A 20,416-nucleotide genomic window follows, 5' to 3' on the forward strand; every position below is an offset into this window, starting at 1 on the left:
GCTGGCGCATGTCGGCGGCGGGTGCAGGATGTCTGATTCTCCTGACAATGCAGGCCCGCGCGCAGCGTGCGGCCAAGACATGAAAGTTGACCCTTGATGACACGGGATTATTCCAAATTTACACTTCCGTCTGCCACAGCCCCCGCCGCACCGCGCGCATGGTCGATGACGGAAGAGATGGGCTGGCAGCCCTTTTTCTCGCAACAGCTTGATCTGGACGACCTGCACCGGACACCGCCCGTCCGGGTGACGCAGGTGCACCGCAGCGCGCTGCATGTGGTTGGTGACGCGGTGGAGATGGACATACCCACCCTTCGGGATGTCACCGTGGGTGATTGGCTGTTGCTGGACCGCGATCAGCCGGGGCAGAGCCGCGTGCTGGACCGCAAGAGCCTGTTGCAACGGCGTGCCCCCGGCACCGAACGGCAGATGCAGCTGATCGCGGCCAACATCGACACGGTGTTCATTGTCTCCTCCTGCAACCCCGATTTCAACGTCGCGCGGATGGAACGCTATATCGCGCTGTGTTTCGAGGCGGAGATCACGCCGGTGATCGTGCTGACGAAGTCTGACCTGTCCGAAGACGTGGCGGACTATGTGGCGCAGGCGGCGGCAATCTCGGATCTGGTGCCGGTGATTGCGCTGGACGCGCGCAGTGGCGATCCGAAGACCAGGCTGGCGGAATGGTGCAAACCGGGCAAGACGGTTGCCTTTCTGGGCTCCTCCGGTGTGGGCAAATCCACGCTGACCAACGCGCTGGCGGGGGGAGAGGAGATTGAGACCGGGGCGATCCGGGAAAACGACGCCAAGGGCCGACATACAACGACGCGACGGGAGCTGCATCTGGTGCCGGGGGGCTGTGTGGTCCTTGACACGCCGGGCATGCGGGAGCTGCAACTGGCCGATGTGGCGGCGGGGATCGACGAGGTCTTTGCCGATCTTGCAGCGCTTGCAGAGAGCTGCCGGTTCCGCGATTGCCAGCACCAGTCGGAGCCGGGATGTGCGGTGCAAGCGGCGTTGGCCTCAGGGCAGGTTGACGCGGCGCGCCTGTACCGCTGGCGCAAACTGGTGGCGGAGGAGGCGTTCAATTCCGCCTCGGTGTCGGAACGGCGGATGAAGGACCGCGCCTTTGGCAAGATGGTCAAACGCGCGATGAAGCAGAAGAACCGGGGCAGGCGGGACGGGGGGTAGGCGCCCGATAGCCTTTGACTTGTGCAGTATCGCGCCGCTAGCGTGACCCTGACCCAAGGGAGCACCGCCGATGACGATGGATACCTATCTTCTCTATCTGGCGGCGGTTGCTGTCTTCTTTGCCACGCCACCGGACACCAGCCAGTTGCTGATCATCTCGAACAGCGTCCGGCATGGGCTGCGGCGCAGTGTCTTCAGCATTGCGGGTGATCTGACGGCGAACGCGGTGCAGATGACCGGGGCGGCCTTTGGGCTGGCGGCGATCATTGCCACCTCTGCCAGCGCCTTTGTCTGGATCAAATGGATCGGTGTGGCCTATCTGATCTGGATCGGCCTGCAACTGATCCTGTCGCGGGCGCGCGTGGGGGAGGTGGAGGCGAACAGCTCGGGCCAGTCGTTCAGGCTGTTCCGGCAGGGGTTTGTGACCTCGATGGCGAACCCCTTTGCGGTGGTCTTCTTTGGTGCGCTTTTCCCGCAGTTCATTGACCCCGCGCAGGCGGTGCTGCCGCAACTGCTGATCCTTGGAGCGACGTATATCGCGGTGGACGGGGCGTTGCTGTTGCTGTGGGGCTGGGCCGGCGTGCGCGCGGCGACCGTGTTGAAGCGGTTTTCCTTTGGGCTGGTGAACAAGGTCTGCGGCAGTCTGATGATTGCGGCGGCGGCTTTGCTGGCCAGCAAGGATTTCCAGCCGCAGGAGTGAGGCGTCAGGGCGTGCGGTAATCACCGGTGAAATTGTAATCCCCGATCTGGATATCGTCTGCGGTGAGGTCTTGCCCGCCGTAGACGATTGCGACCACGCGGTCATTGATGAGAACTTCAGCGCCGGTGTCATCGTCAAGGGCGCGGACGGTGATGTCAGCCGGGGCGGGCGGTGCATCCCCGTCGGCGGGGCCGAGGACGACGAAATCCTCAGCCGGGTTGAAATCGGTGATGATGGTTGGAGAGAATTGTTCCGTTAACGCCGGATCGATGGCGGCCGGGGCGATGCCAAAGACATCCGACCCATCGCCGCCCGTCGCCACATGGCCGCTGCGCATGATCAGCAGGTCATCGCCGTCCCCGCCGTCCAGCGTGTCTGTCATAATGGTGTTGACGCCATCGATAACGTTGCGGTTTCCATCTGCGATCAACGTGTCATTGCCCGCCCCGCCGTCGAGCGTGTCAAAGCCGTCATTGCCGACCAGCCTGTCATTGCCATCGCCGCCGGACAACCTGTCACTTCCTGTGCCACCGAAAAGCCTGTCATTGCCCGCATCACCGTCGAGCGTGTCAGAACCAACACCGCCGTCCAGCCAGTCATTGTTATCGCGGCCGGACAGGTTGTCATTTCCTGCACCACCATTCAGCGTGTCATTGCCCCTGCCGCCGTCGAGCCGGTCACGGTCGTCACCGCCGTCCAGCGTGTCATTGCCATCGCTGCCATAGAGGTTGTCATTGCCTGTTCCGCCGCTCAACAGATCATTGCCCCTGCCGCCGGTCAGCCAGTCACGGAGGTCGCCACCGCTGAGCGTGTCATCGCCATCACCGCCCCACAACGTGTCAAGGCCACCTCCGCCCTCCAAGCTGTCATTGCCATCGCCGCCACTCAACGTGTCAAAGCCTGGACCGCCGTCCAGCGTGTCATTGCCATCGCTGCCGAATAGGTTGTCACTTCCTGTGCCACCGCTCAACCTATCATCGCCTCTTCCGCCGTCGAGGCGGTCCCCAAGGGCACCACCATTGAGCGTGTCATCGTCATCACCGCCGCTCAGGGTGTCATGGCCATCGCCACCGTCCAGCGTGTCATTGCCATCGCCACCCGACAATCTGTCAGCCCCCGCGCCACCGGCGAGCGTGTCATTGCCGTTACCGCCAGCCAACGTGTCCTGTCCATCGTCACCGTTCAACAGGTCATCGCCCTGACTGCCGCTGATGTTGTCTGCGCCGCCACTGCCTACGACACTGATCCCTGTTGCGGAGGGGTCAGTGTCGGCCGTTGGTTCAAGCACGACGCGCAGGCTGAGATCTGCGATGCCAAACGGCTTCGTGCTGAGGATCTCTGCAACAAGCTCTCCGTCCAGATAGAGATCGTTTCCAAGGCCGTCCTCGCGCGCGATCAGGCTGAAGCCATCGGCGTTGTTGCCTTGTGTCTGCACCGTTACGAATAATTCGTCTTCGTCCGGGTCGAAATCCTCAATCCGGGAAGTCACGTCATTGCTGGTGTCCTCGGTCAGACTGAACCTGTCAGCGCCGCTGCCCCCTGTGACGGTGCTGTTGTCCTGAAAGACGATGGTATCATCGCCACTGCCACCGTCGATCAGATCCATCGGGGTCTGTTGCGGCAAAGGCATGGACGGATCAATTCCCGTTATGAAGTCATCACCCGCACCGCCCAAAACCGTGTTGGCGCCTGCGCCGCTATAAATCCTATCGTCGCCCGCACCACCCTCGATGCGGTCATCCCCGTCACTGCCAGACAGAAAATCCCTGCCGTCACCACCCAACAACGTGTCGTCCCCGGGGCCGCTGTAGAATAGGTCGTTTCCTTCCCCGCCATCGAGGCTGTCGTCACCTTCACCCCCTTCAAACCTGTCGTCGCCCAGACCGCCAAGAAGCGTATCGTCACCGAGGCCGCCGTCCAGCGTATCTTCTCCCCGGCCACCATCAATAAGGTCATTGCCACCGTACCCCTGCACCAGATCGTCCCCGCCGCGCCCATCAATGGCGTCAGCGCCTTCGGTGCCTTCAAGCTCCTCTGCTCTTGGCGTGCCGGTCAGGGACAGGACGTCCGAATCCTCCTCCGGCGCCGGGTCGTCATCATCATCACCGGTCAGCCCGACAAAGGCACCGGCCACACCGACAAGACCAAGAAGGATCAGAAGTTCCATAGCACCCGCGCGAGTCGTTGAACATTTTCCACAGTATAGCCGCAGAAGTGGGTGATTTGCGGCGCTATGAGGGCAATTTGGTGGGTCCCGAGGCGGCCCTAGTCCTTGAGCCGCACCAGCAGCCTGTTTCCATCCTTACGGGTTTCCAGCGCATCAAGCGCCGCCACAAGCGCGCTGAGTTTGGCAAAGCCGAAGCTGCGGCTGTCAAAGTCGGGATGGCGCGCTTGGATGGCCTGACCAATCGGGCCGAGGTTGACCCAGCCATCTTCGCTGTCGATCTTCTCCAGCGCTTCGCGAAACAGCGGCAGAGCTTTTGCGGCCTTGCCCTTGGGAGGTGTCGCCGGTGTCTCATCGGGATCGGGAATATTCTCGATCAGGATAAAGCGGTTGTAGACGTTGCGCAGGGCTTCGTTGGTCTTGGCCTCCCCGATCCCGTAGACGGTCAGCCCATCCTCGCGCAGGCGGTTCACCAATGCGGTGAAATCACTGTCGGAGGATACAATCACAAAAGCGTCAAAGCGCCCCGAGTGGAGGATGTCCATCGCATGGATCACCAGCCCGATGTCGGTGGCGTTCTTGCCGCGTGAGTTGGCGGTTTCCTGATGCGCAACGAGGCCAAGGGTGTGAATGGGGTCTTTCCACCCTTTCAGGCTGTCATTTGACCAGTCGCCGTAGACCCGCCGGAGAGCAGGTTCACCGATGGACTGGACTTCGCGCATGATCTTGCGGGCATGGCGCGCAGGCACATTGTCGGCGTCGATGAGAACGGCCAGAAGCGGGCGGTCGGTGGCGGCCATGGAATGTCCTTGTTTTGGGAGGTTTGGGTGCGCGGGGGCGGGCCCGGTCAGTCCTTCTTGATCGGCACGCCGTAAAGCTCCAACCGGTGCCCGCGCAGCTCATACCCCAGTTTCTGGGCGATGCGTTCCTGCAAGGCCTCGATCTCGGCATCCACGAATTCGATCACCGCGCCGGAGTTCATGTCGATCAGATGGTCATGGTGGTCTCGCTCGGCGTCCTCATACCGCGCGCGGCCGTCGCCGAATTCCAGCTTGTCGAGGATGCCTGCCTCTTCAAAGAGCTTCACCGTGCGGTAGACCGTGGCGATGGAAATGCCCGCGTCCAACGTGGCGGCGCGTTTGAAAAGCTCTTCGACATCCGGATGATCATCGCTGTCCTGAATGACCTGCGCGATGATCCGGCGCTGGCCTGTCATGCGCAGGCCTTTCTCTTCGCAGCGTTTGATGATGGGTGCACTCATGGATCAGCCTGTCGTCGTTGCAGCGAATTTAGCGAGGTTTCGAAAGGGCGGCTAGGCACGTTTATTTGTCACACCACGGCATGGGCCGTCTGTTGCCCGTTGACTTATGCGCTGCCGCGCCCCATGTGCCATGCAAGCGATGCCTCTGCCGCGTGAGCAGACCGGTGCCAGCCTTTGTTAACAAAGAAGGCGTAAGCGCAGACCGGACATAAGGCCCGCTGTTGTTCCCAAAATCACGCGTGGGGCCAGACGCCACGGACAGGTGTTGGGCAGATGGCCCGGCGCTTGCGATCCGACTGGCGAACCCATGAGCGGCGCGAAGGTGCGCTGCGCGACAAGATTGAGGCGGGCCAGAGGCTGCGCCGGAAAGAGACTATGAGCGATTTCGACATGATGGATCTGCCAACGAAACTGGTGGAACGTCTCAAGGCGATGGGCATTTCAGACCCCACGCCCATTCAGAAACAAGCCATCCCCCACGCGCTGAACGGGCGCGATGTGATGGGACTGGCGCAGACCGGCACGGGCAAGACCGCGGCCTTTGGTGTGCCGCTGGTTGCACATATGCTGGAGAACCCCAAGCGCCCCGCGCCGCGCACGGTGCGGGCGTTGGTGCTGGCCCCCACGCGGGAGCTGGCGCAGCAGATCATGCAGAACCTCAAGGGGTTTTGTGAAAACACGCCGCTGAAGGCGCAGATGGTTGTCGGCGGGCAGAACATCAATCCGCAGATCAAACGGCTGGAGCGGGGCGTGGACATGCTGGTGGCGACACCGGGGCGTCTGCTGGATCTGATCGACCGCCGGGCGGTTGTGCTGGGCGAAACCCGGTTTCTGGTACTGGATGAAGCGGATCAGATGCTGGACATGGGATTCATCCATGACCTGCGCAAGATTTCCGGCCTGATCCCGAAAGAGCGTCAGACGATGCTGTTTTCGGCCACCATGCCCAAGCTGATGAATGAGATTGCCGCGTCCTATCTGGACCGGCCCATTCGGGTGGAGGTCTCTCCTCCGGGCAAGGCGGCGGACAAGGTCACGCAGGAATTGCACTACATCGCCAAGGCGGAGAAGACGAACCTGCTGATTGAGCTGCTGAGCGCGCACAAAGAAGAGCGTGCGCTGGTCTTTGGCCGCACGAAGCACGGCTGTGAAAAGCTGATGAAGACGCTTGTCAAAGCCGGGCTTGAAGCGGCGTCGATCCATGGCAACAAGAGCCAAGGGCAGCGCGACCGTGCGATTGCCGGGTTTAAATCCGGGGATATCAAGGTGTTGGTGGCCACGGATGTGGCCGCACGCGGTCTGGATATTCCGGATGTCAAACACGTCTACAACTACGAATTGCCCAATGTGCCCGACAACTATGTGCACCGCATTGGCCGGACCGCACGGGCGGGCAAGGATGGTGCGGCGGTGGCTTTCTGTGCACCCGATGAGATGGACGAACTGATCGCCATCCAAAAGACGATGGGCATCCGCATTCCCGTGGCCTCTGGCCGCGCATGGGAGCCGTCGGAGATCCCTGACAAGCCCAAGAAGGGCGGCGGTGGCCGTGGTCGCGGACGTGGACGTCCCGGTGGCGGCGGTGGTGGTGGCGGTGGTCAGGCCGCTGGCGCGAAACCCGGCGGCAAGCCCGGTGGTGCCCGCAGACGGCGTCGCGGTGGTGGCGGCGGCGGCGGTCAACGCGCGGCCTGATGCGGCGCGCGGCACTGATTGTCCTCTATCCATTGGTGGCGCTGTTGATGACGGTGCCGCTGATGTTTGCCGCCTATCTGAGTGTGATGTGCATGAACCCGACGGGGGCGCCTTGCCGCACCCCCGATCTGGGCGATTGGTTCGCCGGAGAGCTTGCGGGCATCTGGATGCCGCCCTTCGGGCTGGCACTGGTGCTGTGTTTTGTGATCGCGCGGCTGCACAAGGCGGGATAGCCGGTCGCGTGACCTGCGGTGGTTTACCCGGACCGAATGAAAAGGCGCACCCATCACGGATGCGCCTTCCCAATCGGTTAAAACTCAACCCTGATCAGGTATAAAGCGACGGCACGCCCATCTGCTCGTGGATCGCGTTCACGCTTTGTGGGCTCATGCCGAACCCCTGCGCCAGCTTGTGCAGATGCTGCGCCTCTTGCTGGGTGTCCAGATCAATGCCCAGCAGGGACATCGCATAGACCTGCGCTTCCAGCCCTTTGGGGGTTTGCGCCACCAGCCCGTCCACATCTACGGGGCCTTGCAGCTGCTCATTCACAAAGGCGGCTTCCTGCGCGTCCACGTCGCCCAGACGGCCCAGCAGCTTGTCGCGCTCGCCTTCGTCAAAGGTGCCGTCGGATTTTGCGGCCTGGATCATCGCAGACAGCATCAAAGCGGCTGCGGCTTCCTGATCGCGGGAGGGTTCAATCGCGGGTTCGGGGGTGGAATCGAATTGGGAGTTCAGCACTTCGCCAAAGCTGCGGGTGTTGTCCGCGGGGCGTTGCTGCACCGCGCCACCTGCGGCACCGCCGAGAAGGCCGCCCAGACCGCCGCCGGATGCCAATCCGCCCAACAGGCCGCCGAGGCCACCGCCCGCGCCGCCACCGGCACCGCCAAGCTGTTCCAGCAACCCGCCAAGGCCACCGGGCATGCCGCCCGCTGCACCCCCCGCGCCGCCGCCCAACAGACCGCCGAGCATGTCCTCAAGGCCGCCGCCGGCACCGGGGCTATGTGCACCACCATGGCGCTGGGCGCTGCCCGCGCTACCGGCCATGCCGCCGGTCAGGCCGCCCAACAGGCCACCCAGACCGCCGCCTGCGCCGCCGCCACCCTGGCTTTTGCGCATCATCGCGCTGGCACCCTTGGCCACAGCCACACCAACAGCCACCTTGGCCAGTGTTTTCATCAAACTCATGGAAAATCCCCCCTTAAACGAGTCAGCCCGCAGCATGACATGTTTTGACGTCACAACGAGGGGAAAAAACCCGCAGTTGCCGCATCGGCCCGGTCCCGCGCATGTCGGGCGCATTGACAAGGCCGCTGGCCTCACGCCTTGTGGCGCGATGGAACGCAAGGATCACGTGGACTTATTCGGTGCTGTCGCGCTGATCGCCTTTGCGCTGCATCTTGCGTTCAATCAGGTGGTGGTGAAGGTCACCACCGATGGGTTCAGCCCGGTCTTTGCCGCAGGCATCCGCTCTGTCGGGGCGGTAATCGTGCTGCTGGTGTGGATGCGTCTGCGCGGCATCAGCCTGAAGATCCCACGATCCGCCTGGCCCGGTGGCATCCTTGCAGGAGTGCTGTTTGCGGCTGAGTTCTTTTGCCTGTTTCTGGCGCTGGATCTGGGCACGGTGAGCCGGTCGTCGGTGATTTTCTACACCATGCCGGTGTGGCTGTCGCTGGCCGTGCATTTCCTGCTCCCCGGAGAGCAGCTGACCCCGCTCAAGATGCTGGGGCTGGTCTTGGCTGTGGCGGGCGTTGGCGTGGCTTTGCTCGACCGCGACAGCGGGGGGGCGAACTGGACAGGGGATCTCCTTGCGCTGGTCTCCGCGATGATGTGGGCGGGGATCGCGCTGTGTTTGCGGCTGACGGAGATGTCGAAGGTGGCGCCGTCGCAGCAATTGCTGATGCAGGTCCTGATCTCTGGCCCGATCCTGCTGCTGATTGCGCCCTTTATGGGGCCTTTTGTGCGTGATCTGGCCCCGATCCATATCTTCGGGCTGCTGTTCCAGATCATCGCCGTGGCGAGCTTTGGGTTTCTGGTGTGGTTCTGGCTGATGAAGATCTATCCGGCGTCCTCCGTTGCATCGTTCAGCTTTCTGTCGCCAGTGTTTTCGGTGATTTTGGGCTGGCTGCTGCTGTCGGAAGAGGTGGCCTTGTCCATCTGGGTCGCCCTGGCGCTGGTGGCCAGCGGGATTTACCTGATCAACCGCAAGCCCCGGCCGTAGAGCAGCCAACCCAAAACCCGAAGGTCCTCAGGTTTTGGGTCGGCTGCTCTGGACCGCGTCAGGTGCCGCAGAAGGTGGCGGGCACGATTTCGTCCGATGTGGGCGGGCGGTGCAGGTCGGGGTCGGTTTCCGCATAGGGCGTGGCGAGGGCCCTGGACAGCCGTTCAAACGGGGCCATGTCGCCTGCGACGGCGGCCTGGATCATCTCTTCCACCCGGTGGTTGCGCGGGATGACAGCGGGGTTGCTGCGGGCCATCAGCGCTTGCGGGTCCGGCTCGGTGCTCAGGCGCGCCTGCCAGGCGCTGTGCCATGCCTCGAAGGCCTCCCGGTTCACAAATTGGTCGCGCGCGGCATCCGTGCCCAAGGCACGGAAGGTGTTGGTGAAATCCGCGCCGTCGTCCTGCATCAATGCCAGCAGATGTTCGAGGCGTTTGACGTCCTCCTCCACCGGCGTGGAGATGCCGATCTTGGCGGCAAATCGCGTCAGCCAATTGGCTTCGATCTGGTCCGGCATGGCGTGGATGATGGCGGTGGCTTCTTCCACGGCGGCGTCGCGGTCCTCCATCTGGGCGATCAGCGCGGTGGCCAGCTGTGCCATGTTCCACACCGCGATGTTGGGCTGGTTGCCGTAAGCGTACCGCCCCGTCTGGTCGATGGAGCTGAACACACGGGTCTGCGCAAAGGCATCCATGAAGGCGCAGGGGCCATAGTCGATGGTTTCGCCTGCGATGCTGGCGTTGTCGGTGTTCATCACGCCGTGGATGAAGCCCACCGCCATCCATGCGGGGATCAATGCGGCTTGCGCCGTGCAGACGGCGCGCAGCAGGTCCATGGGGCCTTTGGCATCCGGGTAGTGGCGCTGGATGGCATACTGCGTGAGCGTCTTGAGGTTTTCGATCTCGCCCCGTGCTGCGAAAATCTGGAACGTGCCGACACGCAGGTGGCTGGAGGCCACGCGGGTCAGCACAGCACCCGGCAGGCCACCCTGTTCGCGCCAGATGCTCTCGCCCGTGCTGACAGCGGCAAGGGCGCGGGTTGTGGGGATGCCGAAGGCGTACATCGCTTCGGAGACGAGGTATTCGCGCAGCACCGGACCGAGCCACGCGCGGCCATCGCCCATGCGGCTGTAAGGCGTGGGGCCGGAGCCCTTGAGCTGGATGTCGCGGCGGGTGCCATCGGTGCCGATGACTTCGCCCAGCAGGATCGCGCGACCATCGCCCAGTTGCGGGTTCCAGTTGCCGAACTGGTGCCCTGCATAGAGTTGGGCGAGGGGGGCTGCGTTGGCGGGGGTGGCGTTGCCTGCAAAGACCTGTGCTGCCTCTTGCAGATCGCCCACCTTGATGCCCAGCAGCTTGGCCAGATCCGTGTTGAACGCCAGCAGGTGCGGGGTTTTCACCGGTGTGGGGGTGAGGCGGGTATAGAAAGCATCGGGCAGGGCGGCGTAGCTGTTGTCGAAGGGGATCTGCATGGGATCAGAGCTTTCGGGACATGAACATGTAGCGCTCGCGGGGTTCAAACCCGGCGCGGCGGTAAAGGGCGATGGCGGCGGTGTTGTCGTGGTCGACTTCAAGGTGGATGGCCTTGAGGCCGCCTGTAGCCAGAGCGTTGGGCAGGGTCAGAAGCGCTTCGGTTGCGATACCGCGGCCGCGGACGCCGGGGCGGATGTAGAGCTCATCAAGGATGGCATCCAGGCCACCGAATTCGATGGACCAGCCGAAAGTAATGACGATGTAGCCAATGGGCGCGCGGGGCGGCCCGATGAGATAGGCGCAGCCGTGGGGGATGCCGTCCAGCAGGGGGGCCAGGCCCGCATGGCGCGCCTCATCAGACATCACGATGCCTTCTTCGGTATGGAAGGCGGTGACCAGCGGCAGCAGGCGGTCCAGATGCTCAGGCGCAGCAAGGGTGAGGGCGGCGCTCATAACCGGGCCAGCCTTTCCGTCAGCAGGGCAAAGAAACCGTCCGCATCAATGTCGCCCATGAAAGTGGCATTGGGCGCACGATCGGTGACGCGCCACCAGTCGGCGACAGTCATGCCCATGGTGAGCTCTGATTGCGTCTCGATCTCCACGTTGATGTGGCGTCCGGTGAAAAGATCCGGGTTGATCAGATAGGCGGTCACGCAAGGATCGTGCAGCGGCGCGCCGGCGGAGCCGTATTTCTCCTTGTCGAACCGCTCGAAGAAATCGGTCATCTGCGCCACGGCAATGCCAACGGGCGTGTTGAGCGCGCGGAAGGCATCGTTGCGGGGTTTGGTGACCAGCGCCTTATGCGTCACATCGAGCGGCATCACCACGATGGGTGCGCCCGATTTGAACACGATGTCAGCGGCTTGCGGGTCGACGTAAATGTTGAATTCAGCGGTGGGGGTGATGTTGCCGCCCTCAAAGTAGCCCCCCCCCATCAGCACGATCCTGGCAATCCGGCTGGCAATGTCGGGCGCTTTTTGCAAGGCGGTGGCGATATTGGTGAGCGGGCCAAGCGGGCAGAGTGTCACGGTGCCCGGCGCATGGTCCCGCAGGGTGTCGATGATGAAGTCCACCGCATGGCCGTCGGCCAGGGGCATGGTGGGATCGGGCAGGTCAGGGCCGTCGAGGCCGGTCTTGCCGTGCACATGTTCGGCAGTGACCAGATCGCGGCCCAGCGGACGGTCACAACCTGCATAAACCGATACATCAGGAAAGCCTGCCAACTCACAGACAATGCGCGCATTTTTGCTCGTCAGGTCCAGCGGCACATTGCCAGCCACACAGGTGATCCCCAGTACCTCGATGTCTTCAGGGCTGGCCAGTGCCAGCAGAATGGCGACAGCGTCGTCCTGTCCGGGGTCGGTGTCGATGATGATCTTGCGGGGGGTCACGGGGGCGGTGTCCTTTTTGGCGGGGAGCCTGACAGATAGGCCATATTCGGGGATGTTGGAAAGGGGGGTGCAGTGTGATGGCGGGGTGGTCGGCCTGTTTCAGCCGCTGTGCGCGCGGGGATGTGGTGAAAGAGATTTCAGTCCTCCGGAGGGGTTTTTTGAACCATTTGGAAGACAGGGGTGCGGGTCATGTCGGGCCTTCGTCTGCTTTGACGGCGTTCCAGAGCGCGTCCATTTCTTCGAGCGTGCTTTCTGAGGGGGTTTTGCCTTTTTTTGCAAGGCGTTGTTCGATTTCTTTAAAGCGATGCTCTACCTTTGCATTGGTGCGCCGGACGGCGACTTCGGGGTCCACGTCCAGATGGCGGGCGAGGTTGGCCATCACGAACAACAGATCGCCGAATTCCGCTTCGACCGCGTCCTGGGTCAGGGTGTCGCGGGCTTCGACCAATTCGGCTGCTTCCTCCACGATCTTGTCCAGCACGCTGCCGGTGTTGTCCCAGTCAAACCCCACGCGTGCCAGACGTTTTTGCAGTTTTACCGCCCGTGTCATCCCCGGCAGGCCGAGGGCCACGCCTTCCAGCGTGCCTTTTTGCGCCTTGCCCGCGCGTTCCCTGGCTTTGATTGCCTCCCAATCCAGCGTTTGCTGTTCGGCGGATTTGTCGCGGCTTTCATCGCCGAACACATGCGGGTGCCGCGCGACCATCTTGTCGGAGATGTTGCGCACCACCGATTGGAAGGTGAAATGGCCAGCTTCTTCGCCCATGGCGGTGTGGTAGACGCTTTGCAGCAGCAGATCGCCCAGCTCCCCTTCCAGCTCCGCCCAGTCGCGGCGCTGGATGGCATCGGCAACTTCATACGCCTCTTCAATGGTATAGGGGGCGATGCTGTCAAAATCCTGTTCGATATCCCAGGGGCATCCGGTGTCCGGGTCGCGCAGACGGCGCATGATTTCAAGCAGCCGTTCGATGCCTGCGTCCCTATCATGGATCAGCGCGTCATTGGGAGATGTGTCAGCCATTGCAGCTTGGTCCTGTCTGGTGTCAGATGGCAGGGTGCAGAACCCGTCTCAAGGAGTCCACCCCATGCCCGTCATCAACCGCATTGCTGATTTCAGCGCAGATATGGCCGCCTGGCGGCAACATCTGCATACAATCCCGGAACTGGGGCTGGAGTGCCATCAGACAGCTGCCTTTGTGGCCGACCGTCTGCGGGAATTCGGCGTGGATGAATTGCACGAAGGGGTCGCCAAGACCGGCATCGTGGCGATCATCGCAGGGCAGGGTGACGGCCCCACCATCGGGTTGCGCGCCGACATGGATGCGCTGCCGATTGAGGAGGAAACGGGGGTGCCCTATGCCTCCACCCACCCCGGCAAGATGCATGCCTGCGGCCATGACGGGCATACGGCGATGCTGCTGGGGGCGGCGAAGTATCTGGCGGAGACGCGGAACTTTTCGGGCAAGGTGGCGCTGCTTTTCCAGCCGGCAGAAGAGGTGGGCGGCGGTGGCGAGATCATGGTGCAGGAAGGGGTGATGGACCGGTTCGGGATCACCCAGGTCTATGCGCTGCACAATGCGCCGGGGCTCCCGTTCGGGCGGTTTCACACCAATCCAGGTCCGATCATGGCAGCGGCCGATACCTTTACGATTACGCTGACGGGCAAGGGTGGGCATGGGGCGCGGCCGCATGATTGCGTGGATCCGGTCGTGGCCGCCTGTGCGATTGTGCAGTCCTTGCAGACCATTGTGAGCCGGAACCTCAACCCGATGGACAATCTGGTGATCTCAACCACGCAGATCCACACCGGCACAACGGACAATGTGATCCCGGAGGAGGTCTATATCAACGGCACGGTGCGCACCTTTGACAAGGAGGTGCAGGCGATGGCCGTGCGCCGGATGCAGGCCATCGTGGATGGCCACGCGGCGAGCTATGATCTGAAGGCTGAACTGGATTTCGAATACGGCTATCCGCCCACGGTGAACCACGCCAAAAACGCGGCTTTTGCCGTGGAGGTGGCCAGCGAGGTTGCCGGGGAAGCGGGTGTGGAGCCGAACCAAACCCCGGTGATGGGGGCGGAGGATTTCTCCTACATGCTGGAAGCGCGCCCCGGCGCCTATCTGATGCTGGGTCAGGGCGAAGGGGCGGGCGTGCACCATCCGCTGTACAATTTCAACGATGAGATCGCGCCGATTGGGGCGTCGTTCTTTGCGCGTATGGTGGAACGCGCGCAACCCGTGGCGGGAGGCTGAGCGATGGGGCTGGAGGACGCAGCAAAGCAGGTTGATCAGGCGTTCACCCGTGACGACCTGAAGGGGCCGAGTTTCGAGAACACCTTTGGCGGGGCCACCTCGTTCCTGCGGCGCAGGTATACCAAGGACCTGACCGGAGTGGATATCGCCGTGACGGGTGTGCCTTTTGATCAGGCGGTGACCAACCGCCCCGGCACCCGGTTGGGGCCGCGCGCCATTCGGGAAGCCAGTGCCTTGCAGGCGTTTGATCCGCCCTATGGCTGGGATTTCGACGTTCTGTCGGAGTTTGCCATTGTGGATTACGGGGATCTCGCCTTTGATTATGCCAATGTGGCGGCCTTTCCGGACACGCTGACTGCGCATATCCGCACCATTCTGGAAGCAGGTGCGGCCAGCCTGACCTTTGGGGGCGATCACTACATCAGCTTTCCGATCCTCAAGGCCTATGCCGAAAAATATGGGCCGATCAGCCTGTTACAGTTCGATGCTCACTCCGACACCTGGCCGGATGACGACATGGCGCGGATTGATCACGGCACGATGTTTTACAAGGCGGTGAAGTCGGGGATTGTTGATCCTGTGACCTCTGTGCAGGTGGGCATTCGCACCACCAATGAGGACACGCTGGGGGTCACGACGCTGGATGCCCGCTGGGTGCATGAAAACGGGCCTGTGGCCACCGTGCAGCGGATCAAGGAAGTGCTGGGCGACCGGCCTTGCTATCTGACGTGGGATATTGACGCGCTCGACCCGGCTTATGCGCCGGGCACGGGCACGCCTGTCTGGGGCGGGCTGACGTCAGCGCAGGCGGCGATCATGCTGCGCGATCTGGCCGGGATCAACATCGTGGGCGGCGATGTGGTGGAAGTCTCACCCCCCTTTGACACCACCGGGGCCACGGCGATTGCAGGTGCCCATGTGGCGACAGAAATCCTGTGTTTGCTGGGACATAGGATGCGTTCTTCATGAGCGGGAAGAACCAACCGATCAGCGGCAATGACCTTGCCCGTTTCTCCGGGCCGAACACGTTCATGCGCCTGCCTGCGGTCAATGACCTCAAGGGGCTGGATGTGGCGGTGCTGGGCGTTCCGATGGACATCGGGACGTCGTGGCGGTCGGGCACCCGGATGGGGCCGAAACAGGTGCGCGCTGAATCCGCGATGCTCAGGCCCTACAATCTGGCGACGGGGGCCGCGCCCTTTGACAGTTTGCAGGTGGCCGATATTGGTGATCTGGCGATCAACACATTCTCACTGTCTGATAGTTTGCGCATCATCGCAGAGAGTTATGACGCGATCCTCAACTATGACGCCATGCCGCTGGCGATTGGAGGGGATCATGCGATCACCCTGCCGATCCTGCGGGCCATGGCCAAGCGGCACGGGCCGCTGGCGCTGATCCATGTGGACGCCCATGCGGATGTGAACGACGAGATGTTCGGGGAGCGGGAGACCCATGGCACCGTCTTCCGGCGCGCCTATGAAGAAGGGTTGCTGGTGCCCGACAAGGTCTATCAGGTGGGGCTGCGGGGCACGGGGTATGGCGCGGATGACTTCACCGAAGCCGCCGGCTGGGGCTTTCAGCAGTTTCCGGCAGCCGAGCTGTGGGGCCGCGATCTGAGCACATTGGGCGCGGAGATCCGCCGCGATATCGGGGATCATCCGACCTATCTGACCTATGATATCGACAGTCTTGATCCGGCCTTTGCCCCCGGCACCGGCACGCCAGAGATTGGCGGGCTGACGTCGATGCAGGCATTGCAGCTCATTCGCAGCTTGCGTGGGGTTAATCTGGTCGGTGGGGACCTTGTTGAGGTATCACCACCCTATGACCCCAGCGGCAACACGGCGTTGACGGGGGCGAACATCCTGTATGAGATGTTGTGCATCCTGCCCGGCGTCGCGTATCGCTGACGCGCCTGGGGCAGATTGTTGTAAAAGGATGAGGTTGGGTATGCTGGGAACATTGATTTTTGTCGTGCTGGTTGGTGCGGCCGCCTTTGCCGCCCATGTCCGGTTGTCGCCGATGGATGCGCAAAAGTGGCACAATCCCAAACTGCCCGTCATGGGACCGGGGGAATATCCGGGCAAGGACCGTTTTGTCGGGCAATATGTTCTGGACGGCAGCGGTGAGGCTGTGCTTCAGCAGGTCCACGATACCGCCCTTGCCACGCCGCGCACGCGGGTGCTGGCAGGCAGCCCGGCAGAGGGGAAGATCACCTATGTGACCCGCACCAAGGTGATGGGGTTTCCGGATGTCACCACGGTGACGCTGACGCAGATCCCGGCGACGGGCAAATCAACGCTGCAAATCTTTGCGCGCCTGCGGTATGGCAAGGCTGATCTGGGGGTCAACAAGGCGCGCGTGCGCGATTGGGTGAAACGTGTGGGGCTGACGGCAGAGGCCGCTCAGCCGGACTGAGAAGTGTCGTCCGATGTCAAGGGCGCCCACTGGCTGCTCAGGCATCCTTCCTGCACTTCGCGCCACATCGGCACGTTCAGCGACATCTGGCACTGCGCCATGAACATCCGTCCATCGACTTGCAGGCAGATCGTCTCTCCCAGCTCGATCCGGTTGTGGTTCTTGTCGGTGCAGTAACAATCAATCGTCTTGCCGCCGGGTCCCATGACATCGGCGGTGGCGGGCGGGGCGATCAAAAGCGCAAGGATCAAAAAGCGTTTCATGGGTCGAATATATACCACGAAGCGCCTCTTGACCAAAGCCTTTGCATCAGCGACACGATCATCCATGATCCCCACAGACCGACTAGAGCAGATATTGCAACGCTTTCAGTTTCTCGAAGCCTCTATGGCGTCGGGCGGCGACGGTGCGGATTTTGCCGGAATTGCCAAGGAATACGCGGACTTGCGTCCGGTTGTTGAACAGATCGAAAGCTACCGTCAGTTGCGCCGCGATTTGGCAGAGGCTGAAGCGATGCTGGACGATCCTGAGATGGCGGAACTGGCGCGTGAGGAAATGCCGCAGTTGAAAGCGGCCCTGCCGGAGGCGGAGGCGGCGTTGCAATTGTCCCTGCTGCCCAAGGACGCCGCAGACGCAAAACCTGCAATGCTGGAAATCCGCCCCGGCACAGGCGGCGATGAAGCCGCGTTGTTCGCCGCCGATCTGCTGCGGATGTATCAGCGCTATGCCGAAGCGAAGCGCTGGAAATTCGAGCTGATCGAGAACCAGTTGACCGAACTGGGCGGCGTGAAGGAAGTGGTCGCGCATATCACCGGGGAGAACGTGTTTGCCCGTCTGAAGTTCGAAAGCGGCGTGCACCGCGTGCAGCGGGTGCCGACCACGGAAAGTGGCGGGCGCATTCACACCTCGGCGGCCACGGTGGCGGTGCTGCCGGAGGCGGAGGACGTGGATATCGACATCAACCCCAACGATCTGCGCATCGACACCATGCGGTCCTCTGGCGCGGGCGGACAGCACGTCAACACCACCGATTCCGCAGTGCGCATCACCCATCTGCCCACTGGGCTGGTGGTCACCAGTTCCGAAAAATCCCAGCACCGGAACCGGGAAATTGCCATGCAGGTGCTGCGCGCACGGCTCTACGACGCGGAGCGGGCGCGGATGGATGATGAACGCTCTGCCGATCGGGCGTCGCAGGTCGGCTCCGGCGATCGGTCGGAGCGGATCAGGACCTATAACTTCCCGCAGGGGCGGATGACGGATCACCGGATCAACCTGACGCTCTACAAGCTGGATGCGGTGATGCAGGGCGATCTGGATGAGATTGTCGATGCGCTGACGGCGGATGCACAGGCGCAGGCGCTGGCGGAGATGAACGCGTGAGCGCGCCCACGGCAGCACAGGCGATGGCCGCTGCTGCCGCGCGGCTCAGGGCTGCTGGCGTGCCGGACCCGGCGCGCGACGCGCGGGTGTTGCTGGCCCATGCGGCATCTGTGGATGCGGCACGGGTGACCTTGATCGCGCCAGAGGAAATCGCGCCGGAGATTGCCGAACGCTTTGACAATCTGGTGGCGTTGCGCGCCGTGCGGGTGCCGGTCAGCCAATTGGTCGGTGTGCGCGCCTTTTATGGCCGGGACTTTGCCATCAGCCGCGATGTGCTCGACCCCCGGCCAGAGACGGAAACGTTGATTGAGCGCGCCCTGGCGCAGCCGTTTGAGCGGGTGCTGGATCTGGGCACCGGATCGGGCTGCATTCTGGTGACCTTGCTGGCCGAAAGCCCCGATGCGACCGGCCTGGGCATTGATCTGAGCGAGGCGGCCTGTTTGCAGGCCAGCGCCAATGCGGTGCGCTATGGCGTGGCGGACCGGGCCGAGGTGCGGCAGTCAGACTGGTTTGAGACCGTGGAGGGGCGGTTTGACCTGATCGTCGCCAATCCGCCCTATCTGGCCGCGTCCGAGATGCACAGCGTTGCACCTGAACTGCGCGATCATGAGCCGCGCATGGCGCTGACCGATGAGGGCGACGGGTTGAGCGTCTACCGCGTGATCGCACGGGAGGCGCAGGGGTATCTGACCGCAACGGGTCGTGTGCTGGTTGAAATCGGCTGGCAGCAGGGCGCTGCGGTGCAGAAGATTTTCACACAAGCCGGCTGGGGCGGGGTGAGCCTGTGCCACGATCTGGGCGGCAAACCGAGGGTTGTCTGCGCCGAATGGCCGGCCTGAATGGGCGAAATAATGCGAATTTGCCGCATTTTGAGGATTACGGCACGTTTTTATCTTGCTCCGCCCGCATTGGCGTGCTTATTCAAAGGCGTTGCAGCGGTGGATGTCTCTGACGGTCCCGCGCGGCGTTATGCCCAACATATTGCGATATCCGGGTGACAAGAGGCGGCTGCTCGCCAGCCCGGCGCGTTTAACTCAACAGCATACAAGGCTGATCACGTTCCATGAAGTCTACCAGATCACGGTCCCGGTCGAAGAATAACCGCAACCGTCAGAATCAGGGCGGCAATGTCGTCAACCGCGTCTTTGACAGCTCCGGTCCGGAGGGTAAGGTGCGCGGCACGCCACAACAGGTGATTGAGAAATACAATCAGCTGGCCCGCGATGCACAATTGAGCAATGACCGCGTTGCGATGGAGAATTTCCAGCAGCACGCGGAGCATTACACGCGGTTGCTTGCCGAAGCGCAGCGGGAGATTGATGCCCGCCGCGAGGAGCAGGAGCGCCAGAACCGCGAACGTCAGGCAGAGCGGGATCGCGAACGAGCGGAGCGTCAGGAACGCGAAAGCAACAATCAGGGCGGCCAGAGCAACCGTGGCGGCAACAAACCACAGCAGGGCGATGCCCCTGTTGAGGCAAAGGAAGCCCCCTCGGATGAGGCGGAGGAGAGCGGTCTGGTGGAAACGCCGGAGAACAAGCCGAAACCCAAACGCCAGCCCCGCCGCAAACCCAAGCCCAAGCCGGAGGGCGAGCAGCCCACCGCAGGGGATCAGACCACCGACGGTGGAGACCAGCCCGAAGCGGCGGAGTAATCCACAACGCTCGCTGCGCGCCTGCGTGCCGACAGGGCGTCTGTCCGGTTTTGAAATCCACGCGGGGCGCAGGGCACATTTCTGATGATGTTCTGTCCGTCGATAGGGGGATGATCTCATGCGCAATCCGGCACCGGTGTTGCATCTGCTGTGCGGAAAGATTGCTTCGGGCAAATCCACGCTGACCGCGCACCTTGCCAGCGCGCCAGACACGATTGTGATTGCGGAGGATGCGTGGCTCAAGGCCCTCTATGGCGATGAGATGTTTTCGGTCACGGATTACGCCCGGTGCATGGCGAAACTGCGCAAGGTGATCGCCCCCCATGTCGTGTCCCTGCTCGACGCAGGGCTGTCGGTTGTGCTGGATTTTCAGGCCAACACGGTGTCATCGCGCGACTGGATGCGGGGCATTCTGGATCAGACAACGGCCGATCACAAACTGCATGTGCTGGATGTCCCCGATGCGGTCTGCATCGCGCGGCTGCGCGCCCGCAACGCCCAAGGTGATCACCCGTTTGCCGCGACGGAGGAGCAGTTCCGGGCGGTCTCCGCGCATTTCGTGGCACCCTCAGAGGACGAGGGGTTCAATCTGGTCATGCACCGTCATACGGCAGAGCCTTGAG

The 20,416-nt window shown here is 62.6% G+C and carries 22 protein-coding genes; 13 read left to right on the forward strand and 9 right to left on the reverse strand.

What is annotated here, in order from left to right; translation table 11 throughout:
• The first annotated feature begins 96 nt into the window (after positions 1–96).
• Entirely contained in the window at positions 97–1,191 is a 1,095-nt protein-coding gene (gene rsgA / locus Q1A91_RS07470; RefSeq protein WP_299875129.1) for a ribosome small subunit-dependent GTPase A, read from the forward strand.
• Between the two features lie 70 nt (positions 1,192–1,261).
• A complete protein-coding gene (locus Q1A91_RS07475; RefSeq protein ID WP_299875132.1) occupies positions 1,262–1,891 on the forward strand; it encodes a LysE family translocator in 630 nt (209 codons plus the stop codon).
• 4 nt (positions 1,892–1,895) lie between these two features.
• Here the strand turns inward: Q1A91_RS07475 and Q1A91_RS07480 are convergent, their stop codons facing one another.
• From Q1A91_RS07480 to Q1A91_RS07490, 3 genes are all read right to left on the reverse strand, one after another.
• Entirely contained in the window at positions 1,896–4,058 is a 2,163-nt protein-coding gene (locus Q1A91_RS07480; protein ID WP_299875135.1) for a calcium-binding protein, read from the reverse strand.
• 98 nt (positions 4,059–4,156) lie between these two features.
• Positions 4,157–4,855: an NYN domain-containing protein gene (locus Q1A91_RS07485; protein ID WP_299875138.1), complete on the reverse strand. Its 699-nt coding sequence runs from the start codon at positions 4,853–4,855 to the stop codon at positions 4,157–4,159.
• Between the two features lie 47 nt (positions 4,856–4,902).
• Complete coding sequence (locus tag Q1A91_RS07490; protein ID WP_299875141.1) at positions 4,903–5,316, reverse strand: Fur family transcriptional regulator; 414 nt, start codon at positions 5,314–5,316, stop codon at positions 4,903–4,905.
• Positions 5,317–5,691: 375 nt separating this feature from the next.
• On the opposite strand from Q1A91_RS07490, the gene Q1A91_RS07495 reads away from it, so the two are divergent.
• Both Q1A91_RS07495 and Q1A91_RS07500 read left to right on the forward strand, forming a co-directional pair.
• Positions 5,692–7,008, forward strand: coding sequence for a DEAD/DEAH box helicase (locus Q1A91_RS07495; RefSeq protein ID WP_299876147.1), 1,317 nt, complete (start codon positions 5,692–5,694; stop codon positions 7,006–7,008).
• Positions 7,008–7,241, forward strand: coding sequence for a hypothetical protein (locus tag Q1A91_RS07500; RefSeq protein ID WP_299875144.1), 234 nt, complete (start codon positions 7,008–7,010; stop codon positions 7,239–7,241). The genes Q1A91_RS07495 and Q1A91_RS07500 overlap by 1 nt, the downstream gene beginning before the upstream one ends.
• Positions 7,242–7,335: 94 nt before the next feature.
• On the opposite strand, the gene Q1A91_RS07505 is transcribed toward Q1A91_RS07500, so the two are convergent.
• Positions 7,336–8,193, reverse strand: a complete 858-nt coding sequence (locus Q1A91_RS07505) for a tellurite resistance TerB family protein (protein WP_299875147.1) — start codon at positions 8,191–8,193, stop codon at positions 7,336–7,338.
• 148 nt (positions 8,194–8,341) lie between these two features.
• Here Q1A91_RS07505 and Q1A91_RS07510 point away from each other — a divergent pair, with 148 nt between their 5' ends.
• Complete coding sequence (locus tag Q1A91_RS07510) at positions 8,342–9,226, forward strand: DMT family transporter (RefSeq protein ID WP_299876149.1); 885 nt, start codon at positions 8,342–8,344, stop codon at positions 9,224–9,226.
• A 58-nt stretch (positions 9,227–9,284) separates the two neighbouring features.
• On the opposite strand, the gene Q1A91_RS07515 is transcribed toward Q1A91_RS07510, so the two are convergent.
• The 4 genes from Q1A91_RS07515 to mazG form a co-directional block, all read right to left on the reverse strand.
• Complete coding sequence (locus Q1A91_RS07515) at positions 9,285–10,694, reverse strand: YdiU family protein (RefSeq protein WP_299875150.1); 1,410 nt, start codon at positions 10,692–10,694, stop codon at positions 9,285–9,287.
• Between the two features lie 4 nt (positions 10,695–10,698).
• On the reverse strand, positions 10,699–11,148 hold the full coding sequence (locus Q1A91_RS07520; RefSeq protein WP_299875153.1) for an N-acetyltransferase: 450 nt from the start codon (positions 11,146–11,148) through the stop codon (positions 10,699–10,701).
• Positions 11,145–12,086 (reverse strand): nucleoside hydrolase, encoded by a 942-nt coding sequence (locus Q1A91_RS07525; protein ID WP_299875156.1) that lies wholly within the window; start codon positions 12,084–12,086, stop codon positions 11,145–11,147. Before Q1A91_RS07525 ends, Q1A91_RS07520 begins: the two co-directional genes overlap by 4 nt.
• Before the next feature lie 187 nt (positions 12,087–12,273).
• Positions 12,274–13,104, reverse strand: a complete 831-nt coding sequence (mazG, locus tag Q1A91_RS07530; protein ID WP_299875159.1) for a nucleoside triphosphate pyrophosphohydrolase — start codon at positions 13,102–13,104, stop codon at positions 12,274–12,276.
• A 64-nt stretch (positions 13,105–13,168) separates the two neighbouring features.
• On the opposite strand from mazG, the gene Q1A91_RS07535 reads away from it, so the two are divergent.
• From Q1A91_RS07535 to Q1A91_RS07550, 4 genes are read left to right on the forward strand one after another with little or no spacing between them, the layout of a single operon-like run.
• Positions 13,169–14,338 (forward strand): M20 aminoacylase family protein, encoded by a 1,170-nt coding sequence (locus tag Q1A91_RS07535; RefSeq protein WP_299875162.1) that lies wholly within the window; start codon positions 13,169–13,171, stop codon positions 14,336–14,338.
• Positions 14,339–14,341: 3 nt separating this feature from the next.
• Positions 14,342–15,307: an agmatinase gene (gene speB / locus Q1A91_RS07540; RefSeq protein WP_299875167.1), complete on the forward strand. Its 966-nt coding sequence runs from the start codon at positions 14,342–14,344 to the stop codon at positions 15,305–15,307.
• A complete protein-coding gene (gene speB / locus Q1A91_RS07545) occupies positions 15,304–16,251 on the forward strand; it encodes an agmatinase (RefSeq protein WP_299875170.1) in 948 nt (315 codons plus the stop codon). The genes speB (Q1A91_RS07540) and speB (Q1A91_RS07545) overlap by 4 nt, the downstream gene beginning before the upstream one ends.
• Before the next feature lie 40 nt (positions 16,252–16,291).
• Complete coding sequence (locus Q1A91_RS07550) at positions 16,292–16,759, forward strand: DUF1499 domain-containing protein (protein WP_299875173.1); 468 nt, start codon at positions 16,292–16,294, stop codon at positions 16,757–16,759.
• Here the strand turns inward: Q1A91_RS07550 and Q1A91_RS07555 are convergent.
• On the reverse strand, positions 16,747–17,022 hold the full coding sequence (locus Q1A91_RS07555) for a hypothetical protein (RefSeq protein ID WP_299875176.1): 276 nt from the start codon (positions 17,020–17,022) through the stop codon (positions 16,747–16,749). The two genes, Q1A91_RS07550 and Q1A91_RS07555, sit on opposite strands and share 13 nt — an antisense overlap.
• A gap of 64 nt (positions 17,023–17,086) precedes the next feature.
• On the opposite strand from Q1A91_RS07555, the gene prfA reads away from it, so the two are divergent.
• The 4 genes from prfA to Q1A91_RS07575 all read left to right on the forward strand — a co-directional run bounded on the left by prfA (position 17,087) and on the right by Q1A91_RS07575 (position 20,415).
• A complete protein-coding gene (prfA, locus tag Q1A91_RS07560; protein ID WP_299875179.1) occupies positions 17,087–18,142 on the forward strand; it encodes a peptide chain release factor 1 in 1,056 nt (351 codons plus the stop codon).
• Entirely contained in the window at positions 18,139–18,981 is an 843-nt protein-coding gene (gene prmC, locus Q1A91_RS07565; RefSeq protein WP_299875182.1) for a peptide chain release factor N(5)-glutamine methyltransferase, read from the forward strand. The genes prfA and prmC overlap by 4 nt, the downstream gene beginning before the upstream one ends.
• Before the next feature lie 224 nt (positions 18,982–19,205).
• Positions 19,206–19,793: a DUF4167 domain-containing protein gene (locus tag Q1A91_RS07570; protein WP_299875185.1), complete on the forward strand. Its 588-nt coding sequence runs from the start codon at positions 19,206–19,208 to the stop codon at positions 19,791–19,793.
• A gap of 118 nt (positions 19,794–19,911) precedes the next feature.
• Complete coding sequence (locus tag Q1A91_RS07575) at positions 19,912–20,415, forward strand: ATP-binding protein (protein ID WP_299875188.1); 504 nt, start codon at positions 19,912–19,914, stop codon at positions 20,413–20,415.
• The last annotated feature ends 1 nt before the right edge of the window (position 20,416 follow it).

Origin of the sequence: uncultured Sulfitobacter sp. (assembly GCF_947500075.1) — a bacterium.
Classification (GTDB): Bacteria; Pseudomonadota; Alphaproteobacteria; order Rhodobacterales; family Rhodobacteraceae; genus Sulfitobacter.

Coding starts and splice junctions, on each gene's coding strand:
- Q1A91_RS07505 (WP_299875147.1), bottom strand. CDS start 8,193: ATGAGTTTGATGAAAACACTGGCCAAGGTGGCTGTTGGTGTGGCTGTG.
- Q1A91_RS07500 (WP_299875144.1), top strand. CDS start 7,008: ATGCGGCGCGCGGCACTGATTGTCCTCTATCCATTGGTGGCGCTGTTG.
- Q1A91_RS07520 (WP_299875153.1), bottom strand. CDS start 11,148: ATGAGCGCCGCCCTCACCCTTGCTGCGCCTGAGCATCTGGACCGCCTG.
- Q1A91_RS07570 (WP_299875185.1), top strand. CDS start 19,206: ATGAAGTCTACCAGATCACGGTCCCGGTCGAAGAATAACCGCAACCGT.
- Q1A91_RS07550 (WP_299875173.1), top strand. CDS start 16,292: ATGCTGGGAACATTGATTTTTGTCGTGCTGGTTGGTGCGGCCGCCTTT.
- Q1A91_RS07490 (WP_299875141.1), bottom strand. CDS start 5,316: ATGAGTGCACCCATCATCAAACGCTGCGAAGAGAAAGGCCTGCGCATG.
- Q1A91_RS07495 (WP_299876147.1), top strand. CDS start 5,692: ATGAGCGATTTCGACATGATGGATCTGCCAACGAAACTGGTGGAACGT.
- Q1A91_RS07535 (WP_299875162.1), top strand. CDS start 13,169: ATGCCCGTCATCAACCGCATTGCTGATTTCAGCGCAGATATGGCCGCC.
- prfA (WP_299875179.1), top strand. CDS start 17,087: ATGATCCCCACAGACCGACTAGAGCAGATATTGCAACGCTTTCAGTTT.
- rsgA (WP_299875129.1), top strand. CDS start 97: ATGACACGGGATTATTCCAAATTTACACTTCCGTCTGCCACAGCCCCC.
- Q1A91_RS07515 (WP_299875150.1), bottom strand. CDS start 10,694: ATGCAGATCCCCTTCGACAACAGCTACGCCGCCCTGCCCGATGCTTTC.
- Q1A91_RS07480 (WP_299875135.1), bottom strand. CDS start 4,058: ATGGAACTTCTGATCCTTCTTGGTCTTGTCGGTGTGGCCGGTGCCTTT.
- Q1A91_RS07555 (WP_299875176.1), bottom strand. CDS start 17,022: ATGAAACGCTTTTTGATCCTTGCGCTTTTGATCGCCCCGCCCGCCACC.
- speB (WP_299875170.1), top strand. CDS start 15,304: ATGAGCGGGAAGAACCAACCGATCAGCGGCAATGACCTTGCCCGTTTC.
- Q1A91_RS07575 (WP_299875188.1), top strand. CDS start 19,912: ATGCGCAATCCGGCACCGGTGTTGCATCTGCTGTGCGGAAAGATTGCT.
- Q1A91_RS07510 (WP_299876149.1), top strand. CDS start 8,342: ATGGAACGCAAGGATCACGTGGACTTATTCGGTGCTGTCGCGCTGATC.
- speB (WP_299875167.1), top strand. CDS start 14,342: ATGGGGCTGGAGGACGCAGCAAAGCAGGTTGATCAGGCGTTCACCCGT.
- Q1A91_RS07485 (WP_299875138.1), bottom strand. CDS start 4,855: ATGGCCGCCACCGACCGCCCGCTTCTGGCCGTTCTCATCGACGCCGAC.
- mazG (WP_299875159.1), bottom strand. CDS start 13,104: ATGGCTGACACATCTCCCAATGACGCGCTGATCCATGATAGGGACGCA.
- Q1A91_RS07475 (WP_299875132.1), top strand. CDS start 1,262: ATGACGATGGATACCTATCTTCTCTATCTGGCGGCGGTTGCTGTCTTC.